Here is a 16024-nt window from a genome sequence, read left to right on the forward strand (position 1 = left end):
GCTTTTTTTAGCGCTATACCTTTTCAATTCAAAGTTAGTCTAAAGGCTTAACTACGTTTGGCTTTTAAGAAGCTCTTTGCCATCCATCCAAAAGATAAAGCCAACATGAGATAATGGATGAATAAGGTAAAGCTGATAGCAAGCAGCCAGACCCAAGCGGGTAATTGCGTTAGCGCCATTTGAATAAAGGCTTGGGTTTCAGGGAAGATCAAGAGACAAATGACTGTAGCAACGACACTGATGAGAACCGAAGCTAAAATACAGCTCCAAATCAAAGTTCGCTTTTCTAACTTATTTGGCACTCGCTGATGGTCTTTAACAAAGCTGGATGCCGCAGCAAAACCGCCCACGATGAGACAGGTAATGGATGAACCACCGGGTAAATCAAAGAAAGACTCTATGGCTGCGACAGCGACCATGGCGAGGGCATAAGCAATGCTAAATGTGATGATGTATTTTTTCATTATTTAATGTTCATGTTTTCGTTTTATAAAGAGCGAGTATAGCTTGCCCGAAGTTTCTTCACTCAATTTTAAGTTTCAGTGAAGGGTATTGATTCAAATTCTAACGGAATAAGTTAAAAAAATTTATAATTTTTTAGCGCAGTAGTCTGCATACCAACCGTAGGCAATATGAAATATCGTGCCATGAATGGCGACCATGCAGAGCATAATTACAGCAGTTAGCCCAATGCCTGCATTATCCACAGACTTCATAATGCTTTCGGCATTGGGATTCATCAGCACCAAGAACAGCACAAAAAAGCTACCAATGATGATTGCAACGGCACTGGAGCCCCAAACCAGTTGGATCTTTTCATGGTTGCTAGGCACACGTTGTTCTTTCTTTACAAAATGCCCAACGCTGATTAATGCACATGCCACCAATGTAGGAATTAATGTAATACCACCAAGATTTAATCCAAAAATTAATACGGTAATCAAAAGCACCAAGGCGATGCTATAAACAGCAGCAAAGTGTAGGAGATAGTGTTTCATTTAAGCCCCAAAACAAAAAATTAACGAGGTCGACGTTGATGTCGACGGTACAAAATCCAAGCAATAATGATGACTGTGATCAGAATAATCACATGGCCAACTTTACTAAATATTTGCTGCATTAACTGCTGATTTTCACCTAAATAAAAACCCATACAAGCTAAAAAAGTGGTCCAAATAATCGTACCTAAACCACTATAAAACATAAACTTCCAAAATGGCATGCGGCTCATTCCAGCAGGAATACTAATGAGAGAACGCACAGCTGGAATCATTCGTCCGAAAAATACAATGCGGTGACCGTATTGCTCAAACCATGCTAGAGATTTTTTTACATCTGCCGATTTGATAAATAAATACTTTCCATAGCGATCGACGAAGTGAAAGATGGATTCATGCTTAAATTTATAGCCAATCCAATATAGCAATGCAGCCGCCAGTAAAGAACCGACACAACCTGAAATAATGACACCAATGAGGAGTAGTTGACCTTGGGAGGCAGAATAGCCAGCCGAGGGCATAATGATTTCAGAGGGGATTGGGGGGAAGACATTGTCAAGAAACATGAGCAGGGCAATACCGAGATAACCCAATTGTTCCATGATTGAAATGATCCATTCAGTTAAAGTCATGGTAGCTAAGGCAGAGAAAAGGTGTATTTATCCTATGTTGAAAAGCGCAGTGGGTAAAGTTCCGTTTTAAATATTCCTGAAACCACCTAAGCAAAAACAACAAATGTTGAGTTCATCTTGTATTAAGTAGCACGTAGGCTTAATGAGAAGGAAAATGTATGAATGAGTGATGGTATTGAGCAATGCTGAGTAATAGTAAAACTGAATAATTGATAGGCATAGAGTACGGTTTTTATATTACTGAGTTTACGCTGTGCAGTTTGGATTTTATTTTTGATTTTGGCGCTTTAGCAGCCTTAAAAATCGTTTTATATACTGAACAGCGTAGGACAAAGTTGCAATAAGTAGCTTTGCAAGGTGCGCAAATTAATCATCATGTTCCATATTTAACAGGGTGTGAATATAGACTTGGCGTAAGCTCAGCGATAAAGCAAATGGAATCGCACAAAGTCCAAGAATGTTGAGCAGAGTGGGTTGTAAGTGCAAGGTATAAGCAATAAATAAGGCAAAAATTGCACCAATGCATGTGGCAATACTGACTATCAAAATATGCGACTGTTGGTTAAGGAGGTGTTTTAATTCTGCAACACTTTCTTTTACACGTGGAGCGGGTAAAGCAAGGCGCCTTGAGGTTGCAATAGGAGAGTTGATTAATTTTGGCATAATGCTTTCCTTTTCAATTATCTATAATGATTTTCTCGGATCAATTGATCAGAATAAGCATAAATGCGCGAACTGATTCTCGTAAATAACCAGATATAGTTATTTTGTCAAAAAAATTAAGTCACTGTTGAGAATGCGTAAAAAAAGCCCTAAAAATAGGGCTTTTATTTATATATCGTTACAACAAATTTTGCTTAGAGACGCTTACGTTTTGCTGCCACAATTTGTGATTGACGCATACGGAAGCCTGCTTTTTGCTGTTCAGTGGTTTTGTCGATACAGTATTTGCATGATACGCCGTGTTCGTAGCTCGGAAGTTCAACTTCAGCAGGAGCCAGTGGCCAACCGCATGCGTGACATTTGATATTTTCGCCTTCTTCCATACCGTGAGTGACAGCAGTACGACCGTCAAATACGAAACATTCACCTTCCCACATGCTTTCTTCAACAGGGGTTTCTTCTAAATATTTTAAGATACCGCCTTTAAGGTGATAAACCTCATTAAAGCCTTCTTGAAGTAAAAGTGAGGTTGATTTTTCACAGCGAATACCGCCTGTACAGAACATGGCAATTTTCTTATCTTTATGCTGCTCAAGCTCTTTTTTCACGTATTCAGGGAATTCACGGAAAGTCTCAGTTTTCGGGTCAATCGCACCCTTAAATGTACCTGCTTTGTATTCATAGTCGTTACGTGTATCAATTAGGATTACGTCATCACGTGCAATTAGTTCATTCCATTCTTTAGGATCAAGATAGTGACCGACTAAATCACGTGGTTTCACTTCCACACCTAAAGTCACGATTTCTTTTTTCAGTTTGATCTTCATTTTACGGAATGGTTTATCCGCGCTATGCGATTCTTTGTATTCCATCGCATTGAAGCCTTCATTGAGAAGGAATTGATGGATGATATCTACAGATTTACGGTCACCGGCAACCGTACCGTTAATACCTTCACCTGCCACAATTAGAGTACCGCAAAGGTTGATGGTTTTTACCAAGTCTAAAAGACGTTGTTGAAGATCAGCAGGATCTTGAACTTCTTTGAATTGATAAAGTGCGGCAACAACCCAACCAGAGGTCGCTTGCTGTTCTACAGGTGCAAGCTGTTCTACAGTAGCGTTCATGGAGTACTCCAAGTGAATAAACAGGATAAAAATTAAGGCGCACATTCTACCGTGATTTGGATGAATAAGCGAGTAAAGCGATGGCTTTTAACCACACATTTGATCATAGCTTCATTTCAGTAGTTTTAGCGTGTATAGTCATGCCGAGTTGTTTTTATCCCATAAATATTGATTGAATGGAGCCGGTTTTGAGTACTGATCGTCGAATTGCCTCGTTAACCCCATGTGCAGGGCGTTGTTCTACGGTATTTGGTGATTCAGTCTGTCGTGGTTGCCGCCGCTTTAATCATGAAGTCATAAAATGGAATACTTATACGGCAGAGCAACACACGGCCATTTGGTGTCGTTTAGATGCACAGTTAGATCAAATTTTAATACCGATGTTGCCGCAAGCAGATATCATCCATGTCGAAGGCTTTGTCTTGTCTAAGCGAGTTCGCTTGCGTCCAGATGCAAGCAAAGGCCGTAAACTGTATCACGCACTCAAGCTCTGCGAAAAAAACCGTCATTTCACAGATGAAAGTGGACTCGGGATACATTACAAACAGGTACGACCGTTGTGGGATGAATTTGAGCGTCGCGTTTTGGCACTCGCCACAGCCAGCTATGATTTGGCATTCTTAAGAGCAGATGCCATTCGCTTGCATTTATTGCAAAACATGGATGAAGAGGACTAAGTCCTCTTTTTTTATGTATGAAATTTATCGTGATCTAAAAAATAAGTGAAGGAATCTCAGCGTGAATTATTCGGAGTACTTTTTATATTGTGTGGCAGTCATCGTGATGATTGCAACGCCTGGACCTGTCATGCTGTTGGTCGCAAGTGCAGGCTTACAAGGCGGCTATAAAAAGGCATTTCAAACCATTGTCGGGACGAATTTTGCTTCACTGATTTTGATCGTACTGTCGGTGTGTATTTTAAAAGGCATTTTAAATGTGAATGCGCACTGGCTCGATGGCATTAAAATACTGGGTTGTATATATATTGCTTATATTGGGTTTGATATTTTAAAAGAAGTAGCTATACAGCCCACTGCACAATCTCTGCAGTTAAAAGCAGCACAAGGGGGCTTTAAGCAAGGACTGATCGTGGGGATTTCAAATCCTAAGGATATTATTTTCTTTGCTTCATTTTTTCCGCAGTTTGTAGGAATTACTCCTCATCTTGATCTGAGTTTAATTGTGTTGACCCTGAGTTGGATCGTTTTAGATTTCGCAACTTTGTCTTTGGTGTATTTGTCTTTTCATCGATTGTCGAAATCACGCTGGTATAAAAAATTGTTGGCACTGTGTGGGCTGATTTTAGTGGTAGTTGCCATCTACGGGATCTATAGCATATTCACGGTTTAATTCTTAACTTGAAATGTGCAGTAAAAAATAAAAAAGGCTGATTCAATCAGCCTTTTTATGAATGTGTAGAGCTTTAATTAATTCGCACTAGAGATTGTGCTGTAAACGATATTGCACAATTTCGTCAATGGTGAGTACAGTCAAATGATGGGTTTGTGCATACGCTAAAACTTGTACGCCATTGGCCATTGTGCCGTCTGGGTTGGTTAATTCACACAAAACACCTGCAGGTTTTAAACCGGCCAGACGTGCCAAATCAATAGTCCCTTCAGTATGTCCGCGACGGGTCAATACGCCGCCTTCACGCGCACGTAAAGGAAAAACATGACCCGGACGGTTTAAGTCACTAGCAACAGCACCATCTTTAATTGCGGCTTTGACTGTAGTTGTTCGGTCTTTTGCTGAAACGCCAGTAGTAACACCTTCCGCAGCTTCAATGGTGACAGTAAAGGCAGTTTTAAAATGGCTAGAGTTATCAGACACCATGGGTGGAAGTTCTAAATGATTAGCCTGAGCATCGGTTAAACACAGGCAGACAATCCCTGAACCGTCACGAATCATACGTGCCATGGTTTCTACAGTCAGTGTTTCTGCAGCAACAATCAGGTCGGCTTCATTTTCACGGTCAAAATCGTCCATGACTAAAACAGGCTTGCCATGACGAATGTCTTCTAAGGCTTGCAGCATGCGCTGTTCTGCAGGTGGAAGGGCAGAAAAGAAAATTTCGGGTTGAATTAAACTAGACATTGAAACGCTCGCGTAAATTTTAGATACGGTTGAACATTTCAGGACATGTGAAATAGTGGCGTTACGATATATATTGAAAATGATCAATGATATAGAGATGTGACGTCGTCTTCTTTCATCCGGACTATACCGTCGGCTCAGGCATTGCACCTGATCTGCGAATCGCGTTTAAACGATTGGCTCGTGGGCTTTTTGCAGGGCGTTCAACCCAGCAAATTTACCACCGGTGGGGAGTTTCACCCCGCCCTGAAGCGATGTGTCTTGAGTATAGACCTGTTTGTGTGGTGATGGGGAATTATTGCGTAGAATCATTTGCAAAATTTTAGATAAGTAAAGTTATAAGATTGGATTTGTAAGCATTTTTATAAAGTGTGCCAAAGCATGCTATCGTGCCGATAAATCAACCATGATTGCATAATGATAAAAAATGACGCTTCCTCAGCATTCTCAGCAGCAGAATATAAAGCTGCATCGTTCACAGTTAGATCAAGAGTTTTCAACAGATCTGTTCCAAGATGTACAGGTCATTCGACATCTGCAAGTGATCGGTGTTGTACTGATAGCAGCCAGTTTCGTGTATTTGATCGCGGCAAACTGGTTGATGTTGCCAAAATTCATTCAATTGGCAATTCCAATGTTGCTGTTGGTACTGAGTGCTGTGACGAGTGTATATTTTGCAAGGCATGCTTGGATTCAGCAAAGTTTAGATGCTTTAAGTGCTTTGTTGCTCGGATTGAGTATGGCTGTGATTGGGCAGGTCTATCAAACAGGTGCAGACAGTTATCTGTTATTTTTAGTCTGGGCTTTGCTGCTTTTACCTTGGTTATATCGACCGAATATCGGAGTCTTTGCGTTACTGTGTTTGATCAGTCAATTGGCATTATTTTTATATTTTAAACAAAGCTATTTAATCGTTGATCATTCATGGTGGTATTTACTCTGCATGAATGTATTGACCGCAATATGTGTGACCTTGTGTTTGAAATATTATGCTGCACTGCGCTTTGTATTTGTTGCATTTATTACACTAATGTCGATGTATTGCATGTTTTTATACTGCGGAAATGGGGCAGAGCAGTATCAATGGCAATATTTAATTTTTGCATTGTTGCTTCCAATTTATCTGATTATCTATTTTTATCGACAACATCGTGCATTAGAAACCAGTTTACAAGCTGCAGGTCTCGCCGCGAGTTTCAGTATTTTGATTTTCCAATGGGCAGAACATATTTTATCTGACTCGAGTGCAGGATTGTTGGTTTTTGCCTTGCTGATATTTGCTTGGTTTGCGGTGATCAGTTGGGCACTGATGAAATTTCTGCCACAGACTAAATTTGCAGTTATTCCTTTAGCGATTGGGGCATGGTTGGCAGGCATTATTTTATCGAGCTTATTGCTGACCTATTGGAAGGCGTTTTCAATCGTCATGGGCTTAGTTTTTGTGGCTGTGGCTTGGTGGTTGATTCGACGAGCTAAAAGTATCTTTAGTCGCCAATTTGCTTACTGCTTATGGGTATGTGGCCAATCTGCGGTCTTCATACATACAGAGAGCTTGACCGATAGCATTGGGTTTATTTTAGTATTACAAATTGGCGTTATCTTGCTCTGTTTGTTTAGTCGAATGCATTGGTTTATTGTTTTTATTCAACTCATTGCAGGATATGGCCTTGCAGTGGCCACACTATTTGATGCCGATCTTTTTATGAGCGATGAACATGTCATCTTAGCTGTGATTGGATTGAATTATATTCTACTGATTTTCTTGCTCGGGAGTGCAACAGCTTGGTTGCACACGATGTATCGAAAAAGCATTGTGTTGTGGATGTTATGCATCGTATTGGCGGTTGTGGTGTTGCAGACACTGTCAAATAACGTTCTACTGTTTGAACAGACCCGACATGGCATTCTTGACCTATTTGTCTGTTATCTACTGCCTGTAGTTTGGCTTGGCCTTTACATCGCAAATCAGCAAAAACAGACGGGGCGCGAAAAATGGCTGTTACTGCTATTGGGCCTTGTGCTGATTGCGATGGGCTATTTTGAAATTTTCTTGTTATTGGTTTTATTGGCATGGGCGCAGGTCTATCAGCAATCTTTGGTTAAAGCCCTTTGCATCGTGTTGATCATTTTTAGCTTATGGATGCTGTATTACAATTTAGGGTTGAGCTTTTTACTGAAAAGTTTAACGATTTTGATCTCTGGTCTTTTGCTGCTTGGCATCACCAAAATGTTAACTGCGATACAGCATAAACAAGGGGAAGGAGCATGATGAACATACTCAATAAAAAAATGCTTCCTATTGGTTTGGCTGTACTCAGTATTCTTTTATTTGTACTGATGATTGCACGGCATGAATGGCATCTGGCAAACAGTCAGAGTATTTATGTAAAGCTGCAACCGGTCGATCCTCGCTCTTTGATTCAAGGGGATTATATGGCCTTGAATTATCAGCTCTATTTTGGTGGTCAGCCTTCTGAAGAGCAATCTGCTAATGGGCAGGCTGCCAAAGCGAACAAAGAAGAAAATGTACACCGTGACTATTTTGTAGATCAAAAAAGTATTGTGAGTTATGTGCAGCTTGATGCACAGCGTAGAGTGATTCGAACCAGTTTCAATCCAAAGTTATTAGTGCAGTATCCAAGCTCATCCACAAAACTGGTGCTCAAAAATCCTGATAATAGATTTGAGGGTTTATATCCCGCTGCAAGCAGCTTTTTGTTTGCCGAAGGCTTGGAACCGTGCTATCGCGATGCGCAATTTGCAGAGCTAAAGGTACAAGAAAATGGTCAGCCCTTATTGGTGGGTCTAGTGGGTGAAAACCTGCAGTCACTTCTGTGTGAGCAGAAGAAAGTTTGGTGGAAGGGGCCACGAAGTGAATAAAAGCGGATTATGTGATTGATCGCATAAAAAAGCCCGCAAATTTGCGGGCATTTAGAATCTTTGAATGCTTGAATTAAGCAACTTGAACTGGAATACAGTTCGCTGTGTGGTTCACTGTGTTATTTGGGTTCGCATAGACTAAACGTGGCTTATGTGCATTTGCTTCAGCTTCTGTGAAATCGCCAAAAGTTGCAATAATCATCAAATCACCAATATCTGCTTGGTGAGCAGCACCGCCATTTACAGAGATAATGCCAGAACCTTCTTCACCACGAATGGCATAAGTGGTAAAACGCTTACCATTAGTCACGTTCCACATATGAATTTCTTCATATTCACGGATACCGGCTAAATCTAGAAGAATACCGTCAATTGCACAAGAACCTTCATAATGTAATTCTGCTTGTGTAACGACGCAACGGTGGATTTTAGCTTTTAATAAACGAGATAGCATGGCTAGCGTCTCCTTGGTAGACCTAAGATCGTATCTTATGGTGGAACAATCTCTTGAATGCTGGGTGAGCAGTCAAATGCAAGCGCATTTTGCTCTGAAATCATTCAGATGGCAATAAGTATTGTTCAACAATTTGTGGAATTGTCAGTTCTATTTGTAAGCATTGATCTGGTTCATGGCTTGCTGAATCTCACCACTTACCAACAATTTAGTACGTGATAAGGCATGTGCAATTGCATCATCCATTAAACCTTGTTCACTACTTGGTGCTTTACCTAAAACATGGCCTGAGACACGTTCTTTAGAACCAGGATGACCAATACCAATACGTAAACGATGGAAATTTGGACCAATATGCGGGACGATATCGCGTAAACCATTATGACCACCATGACCACCGCCCGTTTTCAGGCGAATGACACCCGGGTTCATATCGAGTTCATCGTGTGCGATAAGCATTGCTTCAGGAGCAATTTGATAGAATTTGGCGAAGGGAACAACACTTTGACCTGAGAGGTTCATAAAGGTTGTGGGTAACAGCAGACGAACGTCTTGACCTTCGATATTACCACGACCACTGATGCCTTTATATTTAGGATCAGCTTTAAGTTGGATGCCATATTGTTCTGCAAGGCGTTCTACAAACCAGAAGCCTGCATTATGGCGGGTTTGGGCATACTCAGAACCTGGGTTACCCAAACCAACAATCAGTGAAAGTTTGCTCACTCATTTAAACCATTTAACACTTATGCGCGTTTGAAGTCAGCGTGCATAGGAGTGTTTTTAGCTGGGTGACGTTGTAAAGCTTGGATTTTAACGCTTTCAGCTTTACCGTCGATGTTGATTTCAACAACTTCTTCAAAGAACGCGTTGCTTTCTAAAGCTTTAACAAGTTCGCGAAGTTCTAAAGTAACTGCTACAGGTTCAGCTGCACCACCGTAGATGATTGCTGGTACTTTATTTTGAAGACGAAGGCGGCGGCTCGAACCTTTCCCTTGTACTGCTTCTTCACGTGCTACTGCATTTAATACGAAGTTTGCCATGATAGACATTCCTATTTAAGTTTAATTGACTAGACCTTCGACCAGTCTAGTGATAGAAAGCCCCACCAAAAGGCAGGGCTTTTAAATTTAGCGCTATATTATAGATAAGAATCGAACATTGCGCTAATAGATTCTTCGTTATTAATACGACGAATTGTTTCAGCAACCATACTTGCAACTGAAACTTGGCGAATCTTACCAAGAGCTTGAGCTTCTTCTGAAAGCGGAATAGTGTCTGTTACAACCAATTCGTCAATCACAGAGTTTTTCAAGTTTTCTAAAGCTTTACCAGAAAGTACAGGGTGAGTTGCGTAAGCAACAACTTTGCGAGCACCAAAAGTTTTTAATGCGTCAGCAGCTTTACACAATGTACCTGCTGTATCCACCATATCATCAACGATGACACAGTCACGGCCTTTAACGTCACCGATCAAGTGCATTACTTGAGATTCATTCGCTTTTTGACGGCGTTTGTCGATGATCGCAAGATCGATATCACCCATTTGCTTAGCAACAGCACGCGCACGTACTACACCACCAACGTCAGGAGAAACAACCATTAAGTTGTCGTGTGACTGTTGACGAAGATCTGCTAAAAGCGCAGGAGTACCGTAGATGTTGTCTACAGGAATATCGAAGAAACCTTGGATTTGGTCAGCATGAAGGTCGATCATGACAACGCGGTCAATACCAACAGTTGTGAGCATATCTGCAACAACTTTTGCTGTAATTGGCACACGGCTTGAACGTGGACGACGATCTTGACGAGCATAACCAAAGTAAGGAATGACAGCAGTGATACGACCAGCACTTGCACGACGCAAAGCATCAGCCATAACTAAGATTTCCATAAGGTTATCGTTAGTTGGGGCACAAGTTGGTTGTACGATGAATACGTCTTTACCACGAACATTTTCAGTAATTTCGACAGCGATTTCACCGTCAGAAAATTGACCTACAGATGCAGCACCTAGAGGGATGTGAAGGTGGCTAACGACTTTTTGGGCGAATTGTGGATGTGCAGATCCACTAAAAACGACAAGATTGGGCATGAAGCACCCTTGGCGGTTGGCAAATTAGGGAATTAGATGGCAGGGGCGGCTGGATTCGAACCAACGGATGCCGAGATCAAAACCCGGTGCCTTACCACTTGGCGACGCCCCTAATGCGGCAGAACTTTAATATTTTTGCGGTATTTTGTCAAGTTGAAACAACAAAGATACTGCAAATTATGCTCTGTCTTTTTTGAAGTAAATGGCAGGGGCGGCTGGATTCGAACCAACGGATGCCGAGATCAAAACCCGGTGCCTTACCACTTGGCGACGCCCCTAAATTGATGAAATAGCGAATAAAGTAAATGGCAGGGGCGGCTGGATTCGAACCAACGGATGCCGAGATCAAAACCCGGTGCCTTACCACTTGGCGACGCCCCTAATACTTTACAGCAATTACATCTACAGGTGAAAAATGATGGCAGGGGCGGCTGGATTCGAACCAACGGATGCCGAGATCAAAACCCGGTGCCTTACCACTTGGCGACGCCCCTATATCAAACTTCAAAATGACGTAATGGTGATTCTTGTAAACTGCGAACCAAGTAAGATTTACATGGTGCATTTTTCAATATGTCATCAATATTCATATTTTCAGTTACTTCAGTAAATACACAAGCACCTGTACCTGTAAGCTTTGCGGCACCGAACTGATCTAAGTACTGCATTGCTTCATCGACTTCGGGATATAAGCTTCGTGCCACAGGCTCAAAGTTATTTCCAAAATCAGATGGCGTTTCCTGATAGCCGCAAAATTTAGTGGGCTTTGAGTCTCTTGTCAACGTTTTTTGTGAAAAAAGCAGTTGAGTGCTGATAAAACAGTCAGGTTTCAGCACAATGTACTGTTTTTGAGCTAAATCTATGAATGTTAAGTGTTCACCGATGCCTTCAGCCCATGCATTTAGACCATGTACAAACACGGGAACATCTGCCCCAAGTTGTAAGCCGAGTTCTGCAAGTTGTTCGGTATTTAGACCACATTTCCATAGTTGATTGAGCACGATTAGGGTGGTGGCTGCATTGGATGAACCACCGCCGAGCCCTGCACCCATCGGAATATTTTTTTCGATGTGGATTTTTTGTGCAGTCAGTGCTTTAGCAAACGGTTTGAGTATTTGAGCAGCACGATAAATTAAATTTTGCTCTAGATTAACGCTGTTTAAGCCCTCAATTTGAATAAAATTTTCATCAGCAGAATTTGCAAGTGGGTGAAATTCCATCCAATCTGATAAATCGATGAGCTGAAAAATCGTTTGTAATTCGTGATATCCATTAGGACGTCGGCCAGTAATGTGCAAAAACAAATTGAGTTTTGCAGGAGAAGGTACACGAATCATGGAAGTCATAGTTCAGCTTTTAGGCAAATTAACGATTTTGAATCACCATTGTAATACGGTTTTCCTGACCGGATTCAAGTGCTTGTTTTAAAATTAACTTGTTCGGTACGGTTGCAGTCTCGTTATAGCTCAGGTCAACCGTCCAACCATCTTCAATAATCTGTTGAGGGCGCTGAGCTGTATCGCGTTGAATTATTGCTTGTGTGGTTGCAGGGCGCGCCTGTACCCAGTCGACGAGGTGGGTAATGGGAGCTTGCCAACCGGTAGCACGTTCGAGTAATTCCTCTGGTGTTTCTGCTTCAATTAAACCGGTTTTTGCACTGTTTAACTGAACTTGACCAGGTTTACCGCTGATTTGAGTTTTTCCAACACCTAAAATACCACTCAGTTCGATATCATATTCATTACGGTCTTGAACCCAAGTAAAAAAAGCACTTCCTGACTGTTGTGGCGTGCGCACACCAATCTTACCTTGTAAGTTGAATTGATTTGCAGCAACTTCTTCAGGGCTCGGTTGAGCGGGTGTTTTAACGTATTGCTGACAACCAGTAAAAAATAAAGCGCAGCAGGTCAGGGCAGATACCCCAAATTTTGAAGATACTTGCATAAAGTCTTTCTAACTCTTTTTCATGGGTTGGGGTAACAATAACGAATGTAGTTGCTCTAATTGCGGATCATTCGGATGTTTTTGTTGGAGTTGTTGTAACAACGCGTCAAATTTATTCATATCACCTTGCATGAAGACTGATCGTGCGTAGCGAATGCCAATTTTTAAACTATTACTCAGTTCATACGCTTTGGCCAAAACAGATGCAGATGTACTAAAATCATTTTGCAAATAACAAATATAACCGAACGTATCTAAAATTGAGGCCTGCTCAGGAGCATATTCTAAGGCATGTTCGACGTATTTTCGGGCTTCATCTAAGCGTCTATTTTGTACCGCCAAGGTATAGGCATATGCATTTAAATAGGTCGGGCTATTGGGTTCAATTTCAAGTAATTGTTTTAGTAATTGGTCGAGTCTATCTTTATCTTGATGGGCGTCGAGCAGTAGAACTTCGGCATAAATGAGTTCTGGATCTTCAGGTAAGTTTCTTACCGCTTCATCAAGCAAACGGACTGCTGCTTTTTTATTGTTCATGCGTTTTAAAATATCTGCCTGAGCAAGATATAAGAAACTGGCATGTTGAGGATAATTAACCCGCTCTTGAGTTAAAAAGCGCAGTGCATCATGCAGCTTATTTTGCTGGCTAAAAATGCTGATCATATTGCGCCGTGAAACTGTATAAAGACTGCCATCAACAAGGCGATAATAGGCTTTTGCCGTTTCATAATGCTGTTTGCGTTCAGCATTTACTGCGAGATAGTAATACGCTTCATTTTGGTATTTGCTCGAATAACGTAACTCCACCAAATACTTTTCGGCTTTTTCATAAAGCTCTAAGTCAATACTGGTCAAACCTGCCATAAATAGCGGTTCTTCAGCAGATGGCCATTTCTTTAGTATATCTTCGAGTTTTTCTAGACCTAATTCTGACTGATTGATTTTAATTAAATATTTCGCTTCGGCTAAGCGAACTTCCATATTGTTGCGGTGTTTGCGGCTCGATTTTTCGAACCATTTTAAGGTTTCGTCTTCATCACCCAAAGACATGAGTAAATTGGCTTTCATTAAAATATAGCCAGTCACTTTCGGGCGTTTTTTCAGTGCTAAATTAATGGTGTCTAAGGCATCGGCAAAGGCGCCATTTTGAGCTTGTAAACCTGCGACTAAGACCAAAATAGAGGGATTGGTTTTTTCTTTGCTGGCGGTCAGTGCTTGAATCAGATAAGCGCGATCTTCCTCTGATTCAGGGGAAATACCCGCCAAAATTTGTTCTAAATCTGCATTTGGGTCAATGGTTAAAATTTTATCAAGTGTTTCGGCGGCAAGCTCATATTCATGGGCTTTCAAAGCAATATGTGATAAATAAAATAATGCTGGTACATCTTCAGGTTCTTGCACAACCCAATGTGTAGCAATATCTAAGGCTGCTTGTAAATCATTTTGCTCAATAGCAACGTTTAAAGCACGCTGTTTGACCATGGTGGATTTACTTTTGATTGCAAGCACGGTGTAATTATGAAGCGCGGTTGGGATGTCGTTATAAGCTAAGGCAAATTCTGCAATCATACTTTGTTTAATTGCATCATATCCTGAATTTGCATGGTAAACTTCTCCCACGGCCCGAATTGGGGCAGTAGAAGCCATGCTACCAACAAGTAAGAATGTGGTAGAATACTGCTTTATTGTCTGGCCGTTCAGTCGGCTATTTGTTAGACGCAATTTTTCTTGATCCAAGTAATGCTTTTTATGACGCCGATAATGCACAATAGCATAAATTTAGCGAAATGATGATCTGATATGTCTTTCTTTGCATTGGGTGTCAACCATCAAACCGCCTCTGTAGAACTGCGCGAACAGATTGCATTTAACCCTGAAAAGTTAACAGCGCTGCTTGAACAGCAAAGCCATGCACCTGAACTCAATGACATGGTGGTGGTATCTACATGTAATCGTACTGAAGTCTATGCGATGTCTGAAAATGCAGACATGGTATTGAATTGGCTTGCCCAATCAAATGGTATTGATGTAAAGCAATTGTCAAATCATGTGTATCGTTATGAAAATGCACAGGCGGTGACACACCTCATGCGTGTGGCTAGCGGCTTGGATTCGCTCATGCTTGGTGAGCCTCAAATCTTAGGTCAAGTTAAAACGGCTTTGTCCTTAGCCAAAGATGCCGAAACTGTCTCCCCAAATTTAAACCGTATTTTTGAATATGCCTTTTATGCGGCAAAACGAGTGCGTTCTGAAACAGCAGTCGGAAGTCATGCGGTATCGATGGGCTATGCTGTTGCTCAGCTCGCTTTACAGGTCTTTAGTCAACCTGAAAAATTGACGGTCATGATTGTTGCTGCTGGTGAAATGAATAGCTTGGTTGCGAAGCATTTGGCCGAAATGGGTGTGGGTAGAATTATTATCTGTAACCGTACACGTGCCCGTGCTGAAGCTTTATCCCAAGAGATTGCTCATCGTGTAGAAGTTGAAATAATTGATTTTGCAGATTTGGCAGACAATTTACATCGCGCAGATGTAATTTCAAGTTGTACTGGAAGCTTGCATCAAGTGATTTATTTTGCGGATGTCAAAGCAGCATTGAAAAAACGCCGTTATAAACAAATGTTGTTGGTCGATTTGGCGGTACCCCGTGATATTGAAGCCAAAGTTGAAAGTTTAGATGGTGTTTATTTATATGGTGTAGATGATCTGCAAACAGTCATAGAAGAAAACTTGGCTCAGCGTCGTCAGGCGGCAGTTGAAGCCGAAGTGATGGTCAATCAGCTTGCGACAGATTTAATCACACAGCAAAAAGTGAATTTGGCTGGCTCGACAATTCATGCATACCGTGAACATGGGGAGTCATTACGTCAAGAAGAGCTGGCTTTGGCCTTGAATCGTCTACAAAAGGGTGAAGATGCTGCGAAGATTATGCAAGAAATGTCGCATCGTTTAACCCAAAAACTATTGCATCCGACCTCTATCGTGCTGCGCAATGCTGCGATGGCGGAAGATCCCGCTTATTTTGAAATGATAGAACAAGATTTAGTTAATGTGGCTGAAAATCGCCGTAAACCAAAGAAATAAATAAACTTATTCATTAAATAAAGGTCATTCACAGCTTGAATTTGAAGTTA

General features: G+C 41.3%; 18 protein-coding genes, 4 tRNA genes and 1 riboswitch. Of the genes, 5 read left to right on the plus strand and 17 right to left on the minus strand.

Features of this window, described 5'->3' with window-relative positions; translation table 11 throughout:
• Positions 1–47: 47 nt before the first annotated feature.
• The 5 genes from FTV03_RS01085 to FTV03_RS01105 form a co-directional block, all read right to left on the minus strand.
• Positions 48–464 (minus strand): ABZJ_00895 family protein, encoded by a 417-nt coding sequence (locus FTV03_RS01085; protein WP_078192190.1) that lies wholly within the window; start codon positions 462–464, stop codon positions 48–50.
• A gap of 123 nt (positions 465–587) precedes the next feature.
• Positions 588–998 carry an ABZJ_00895 family protein gene (locus FTV03_RS01090; RefSeq protein WP_180021958.1) on the minus strand — a complete coding sequence of 137 codons (411 nt, stop codon included), beginning with the start codon at positions 996–998 and terminating at the stop codon, positions 588–590.
• A 20-nt stretch (positions 999–1018) separates the two neighbouring features.
• On the minus strand, positions 1019–1630 hold the full coding sequence (locus FTV03_RS01095; protein WP_111885305.1) for a DedA family protein: 612 nt from the start codon (positions 1628–1630) through the stop codon (positions 1019–1021).
• Between the two features lie 366 nt (positions 1631–1996).
• Positions 1997–2293, minus strand: coding sequence for a hypothetical protein (locus tag FTV03_RS01100; RefSeq protein ID WP_180011540.1), 297 nt, complete (start codon positions 2291–2293; stop codon positions 1997–1999).
• A gap of 194 nt (positions 2294–2487) precedes the next feature.
• Positions 2488–3420: a rhodanese-related sulfurtransferase gene (locus tag FTV03_RS01105; RefSeq protein WP_180011542.1), complete on the minus strand. Its 933-nt coding sequence runs from the start codon at positions 3418–3420 to the stop codon at positions 2488–2490.
• Between the two features lie 188 nt (positions 3421–3608).
• Here FTV03_RS01105 and FTV03_RS01110 point away from each other — a divergent pair, with 188 nt between their 5' ends.
• Both FTV03_RS01110 and FTV03_RS01115 read left to right on the plus strand, forming a co-directional pair.
• Positions 3609–4097 (plus strand): DUF1289 domain-containing protein, encoded by a 489-nt coding sequence (locus FTV03_RS01110; protein WP_168378110.1) that lies wholly within the window; start codon positions 3609–3611, stop codon positions 4095–4097.
• Positions 4098–4158: 61 nt separating this feature from the next.
• Complete coding sequence (locus tag FTV03_RS01115) at positions 4159–4770, plus strand: LysE family translocator (RefSeq protein ID WP_180039546.1); 612 nt, start codon at positions 4159–4161, stop codon at positions 4768–4770.
• An 87-nt stretch (positions 4771–4857) separates the two neighbouring features.
• Here the strand turns inward: FTV03_RS01115 and ribB are convergent, their stop codons facing one another.
• Positions 4858–5517 carry a 3,4-dihydroxy-2-butanone-4-phosphate synthase gene (gene ribB, locus FTV03_RS01120; RefSeq protein ID WP_180039549.1) on the minus strand — a complete coding sequence of 220 codons (660 nt, stop codon included), beginning with the start codon at positions 5515–5517 and terminating at the stop codon, positions 4858–4860.
• 103 nt (positions 5518–5620) lie between these two features.
• Positions 5621–5774, minus strand: a riboswitch (FMN riboswitch).
• 170 nt (positions 5775–5944) lie between these two features.
• Between ribB and FTV03_RS01125 the strand changes: the two genes are divergently transcribed.
• Entirely contained in the window at positions 5945–7786 is a 1842-nt protein-coding gene (locus FTV03_RS01125) for a DUF2157 domain-containing protein (RefSeq protein ID WP_180039551.1), read from the plus strand.
• Positions 7783–8397: a GDYXXLXY domain-containing protein gene (locus FTV03_RS01130; protein WP_257220650.1), complete on the plus strand. Its 615-nt coding sequence runs from the start codon at positions 7783–7785 to the stop codon at positions 8395–8397. The genes FTV03_RS01125 and FTV03_RS01130 overlap by 4 nt, the downstream gene beginning before the upstream one ends.
• A gap of 73 nt (positions 8398–8470) precedes the next feature.
• On the opposite strand, the gene panD is transcribed toward FTV03_RS01130, so the two are convergent.
• From panD to FTV03_RS01185, 11 genes are all read right to left on the minus strand, one after another.
• A complete protein-coding gene (gene panD / locus FTV03_RS01135; protein WP_078192181.1) occupies positions 8471–8851 on the minus strand; it encodes an aspartate 1-decarboxylase in 381 nt (126 codons plus the stop codon).
• A 150-nt stretch (positions 8852–9001) separates the two neighbouring features.
• Positions 9002–9577 (minus strand): aminoacyl-tRNA hydrolase, encoded by a 576-nt coding sequence (pth, locus tag FTV03_RS01140; RefSeq protein WP_168378106.1) that lies wholly within the window; start codon positions 9575–9577, stop codon positions 9002–9004.
• 20 nt (positions 9578–9597) lie between these two features.
• Positions 9598–9894, minus strand: coding sequence for a 50S ribosomal protein L25 (rplY, locus tag FTV03_RS01145; protein ID WP_168378105.1), 297 nt, complete (start codon positions 9892–9894; stop codon positions 9598–9600).
• Between the two features lie 98 nt (positions 9895–9992).
• Positions 9993–10946: a ribose-phosphate pyrophosphokinase gene (locus FTV03_RS01150; RefSeq protein WP_078191360.1), complete on the minus strand. Its 954-nt coding sequence runs from the start codon at positions 10944–10946 to the stop codon at positions 9993–9995.
• A 37-nt stretch (positions 10947–10983) separates the two neighbouring features.
• Positions 10984–11058 (minus strand) — tRNA-Gln (locus tag FTV03_RS01155).
• 91 nt (positions 11059–11149) lie between these two features.
• Positions 11150–11224 (minus strand) — tRNA-Gln (locus FTV03_RS01160).
• A gap of 28 nt (positions 11225–11252) precedes the next feature.
• Positions 11253–11327, minus strand: a tRNA-Gln gene (locus FTV03_RS01165).
• Positions 11328–11365: 38 nt separating this feature from the next.
• A tRNA-Gln gene (locus tag FTV03_RS01170) sits at positions 11366–11440 on the minus strand.
• 3 nt (positions 11441–11443) lie between these two features.
• Positions 11444–12283 (minus strand): 4-(cytidine 5'-diphospho)-2-C-methyl-D-erythritol kinase, encoded by an 840-nt coding sequence (ispE, locus tag FTV03_RS01175; RefSeq protein WP_180011570.1) that lies wholly within the window; start codon positions 12281–12283, stop codon positions 11444–11446.
• 28 nt (positions 12284–12311) lie between these two features.
• Positions 12312–12890 (minus strand): lipoprotein insertase outer membrane protein LolB, encoded by a 579-nt coding sequence (gene lolB, locus FTV03_RS01180; RefSeq protein ID WP_180039553.1) that lies wholly within the window; start codon positions 12888–12890, stop codon positions 12312–12314.
• Between the two features lie 9 nt (positions 12891–12899).
• Positions 12900–14612 (minus strand): hypothetical protein, encoded by a 1713-nt coding sequence (locus FTV03_RS01185; RefSeq protein WP_180039555.1) that lies wholly within the window; start codon positions 14610–14612, stop codon positions 12900–12902.
• A gap of 78 nt (positions 14613–14690) precedes the next feature.
• Here FTV03_RS01185 and hemA point away from each other — a divergent pair, with 78 nt between their 5' ends.
• Positions 14691–15974 carry a glutamyl-tRNA reductase gene (gene hemA, locus FTV03_RS01190; protein WP_180039557.1) on the plus strand — a complete coding sequence of 428 codons (1284 nt, stop codon included), beginning with the start codon at positions 14691–14693 and terminating at the stop codon, positions 15972–15974.
• Positions 15975–16024: the final 50 nt, after the last annotated feature.

This window comes from Acinetobacter sp. YH12218, from assembly GCF_013417925.1.
Taxonomy (GTDB): Bacteria; Pseudomonadota; Gammaproteobacteria; order Pseudomonadales; family Moraxellaceae; genus Acinetobacter; species Acinetobacter amyesii.

What these genes read in the sequence shown, in the direction of transcription:
- lolB (WP_180039553.1), bottom strand. Translation starts at nt 12,890, where the DNA reads ATGCAAGTATCTTCAAAATTTGGGGTATCTGCCCTGACCTGCTGCGCT.
- FTV03_RS01150 (WP_078191360.1), bottom strand. Translation starts at nt 10,946, where the DNA reads ATGCCCAATCTTGTCGTTTTTAGTGGATCTGCACATCCACAATTCGCC.
- panD (WP_078192181.1), bottom strand. Translation starts at nt 8,851, where the DNA reads ATGCTATCTCGTTTATTAAAAGCTAAAATCCACCGTTGCGTCGTTACA.
- FTV03_RS01105 (WP_180011542.1), bottom strand. Translation starts at nt 3,420, where the DNA reads ATGAACGCTACTGTAGAACAGCTTGCACCTGTAGAACAGCAAGCGACC.
- hemA (WP_180039557.1), top strand. Translation starts at nt 14,691, where the DNA reads ATGTCTTTCTTTGCATTGGGTGTCAACCATCAAACCGCCTCTGTAGAA.
- FTV03_RS01085 (WP_078192190.1), bottom strand. Translation starts at nt 464, where the DNA reads ATGAAAAAATACATCATCACATTTAGCATTGCTTATGCCCTCGCCATG.
- ispE (WP_180011570.1), bottom strand. Translation starts at nt 12,283, where the DNA reads ATGATTCGTGTACCTTCTCCTGCAAAACTCAATTTGTTTTTGCACATT.
- FTV03_RS01130 (WP_257220650.1), top strand. Translation starts at nt 7,783, where the DNA reads ATGATGAACATACTCAATAAAAAAATGCTTCCTATTGGTTTGGCTGTA.
- ribB (WP_180039549.1), bottom strand. Translation starts at nt 5,517, where the DNA reads ATGTCTAGTTTAATTCAACCCGAAATTTTCTTTTCTGCCCTTCCACCT.
- FTV03_RS01090 (WP_180021958.1), bottom strand. Translation starts at nt 998, where the DNA reads ATGAAACACTATCTCCTACACTTTGCTGCTGTTTATAGCATCGCCTTG.
- rplY (WP_168378105.1), bottom strand. Translation starts at nt 9,894, where the DNA reads ATGGCAAACTTCGTATTAAATGCAGTAGCACGTGAAGAAGCAGTACAA.
- FTV03_RS01100 (WP_180011540.1), bottom strand. Translation starts at nt 2,293, where the DNA reads ATGCCAAAATTAATCAACTCTCCTATTGCAACCTCAAGGCGCCTTGCT.
- FTV03_RS01125 (WP_180039551.1), top strand. Translation starts at nt 5,945, where the DNA reads ATGACGCTTCCTCAGCATTCTCAGCAGCAGAATATAAAGCTGCATCGT.
- FTV03_RS01095 (WP_111885305.1), bottom strand. Translation starts at nt 1,630, where the DNA reads ATGACTTTAACTGAATGGATCATTTCAATCATGGAACAATTGGGTTAT.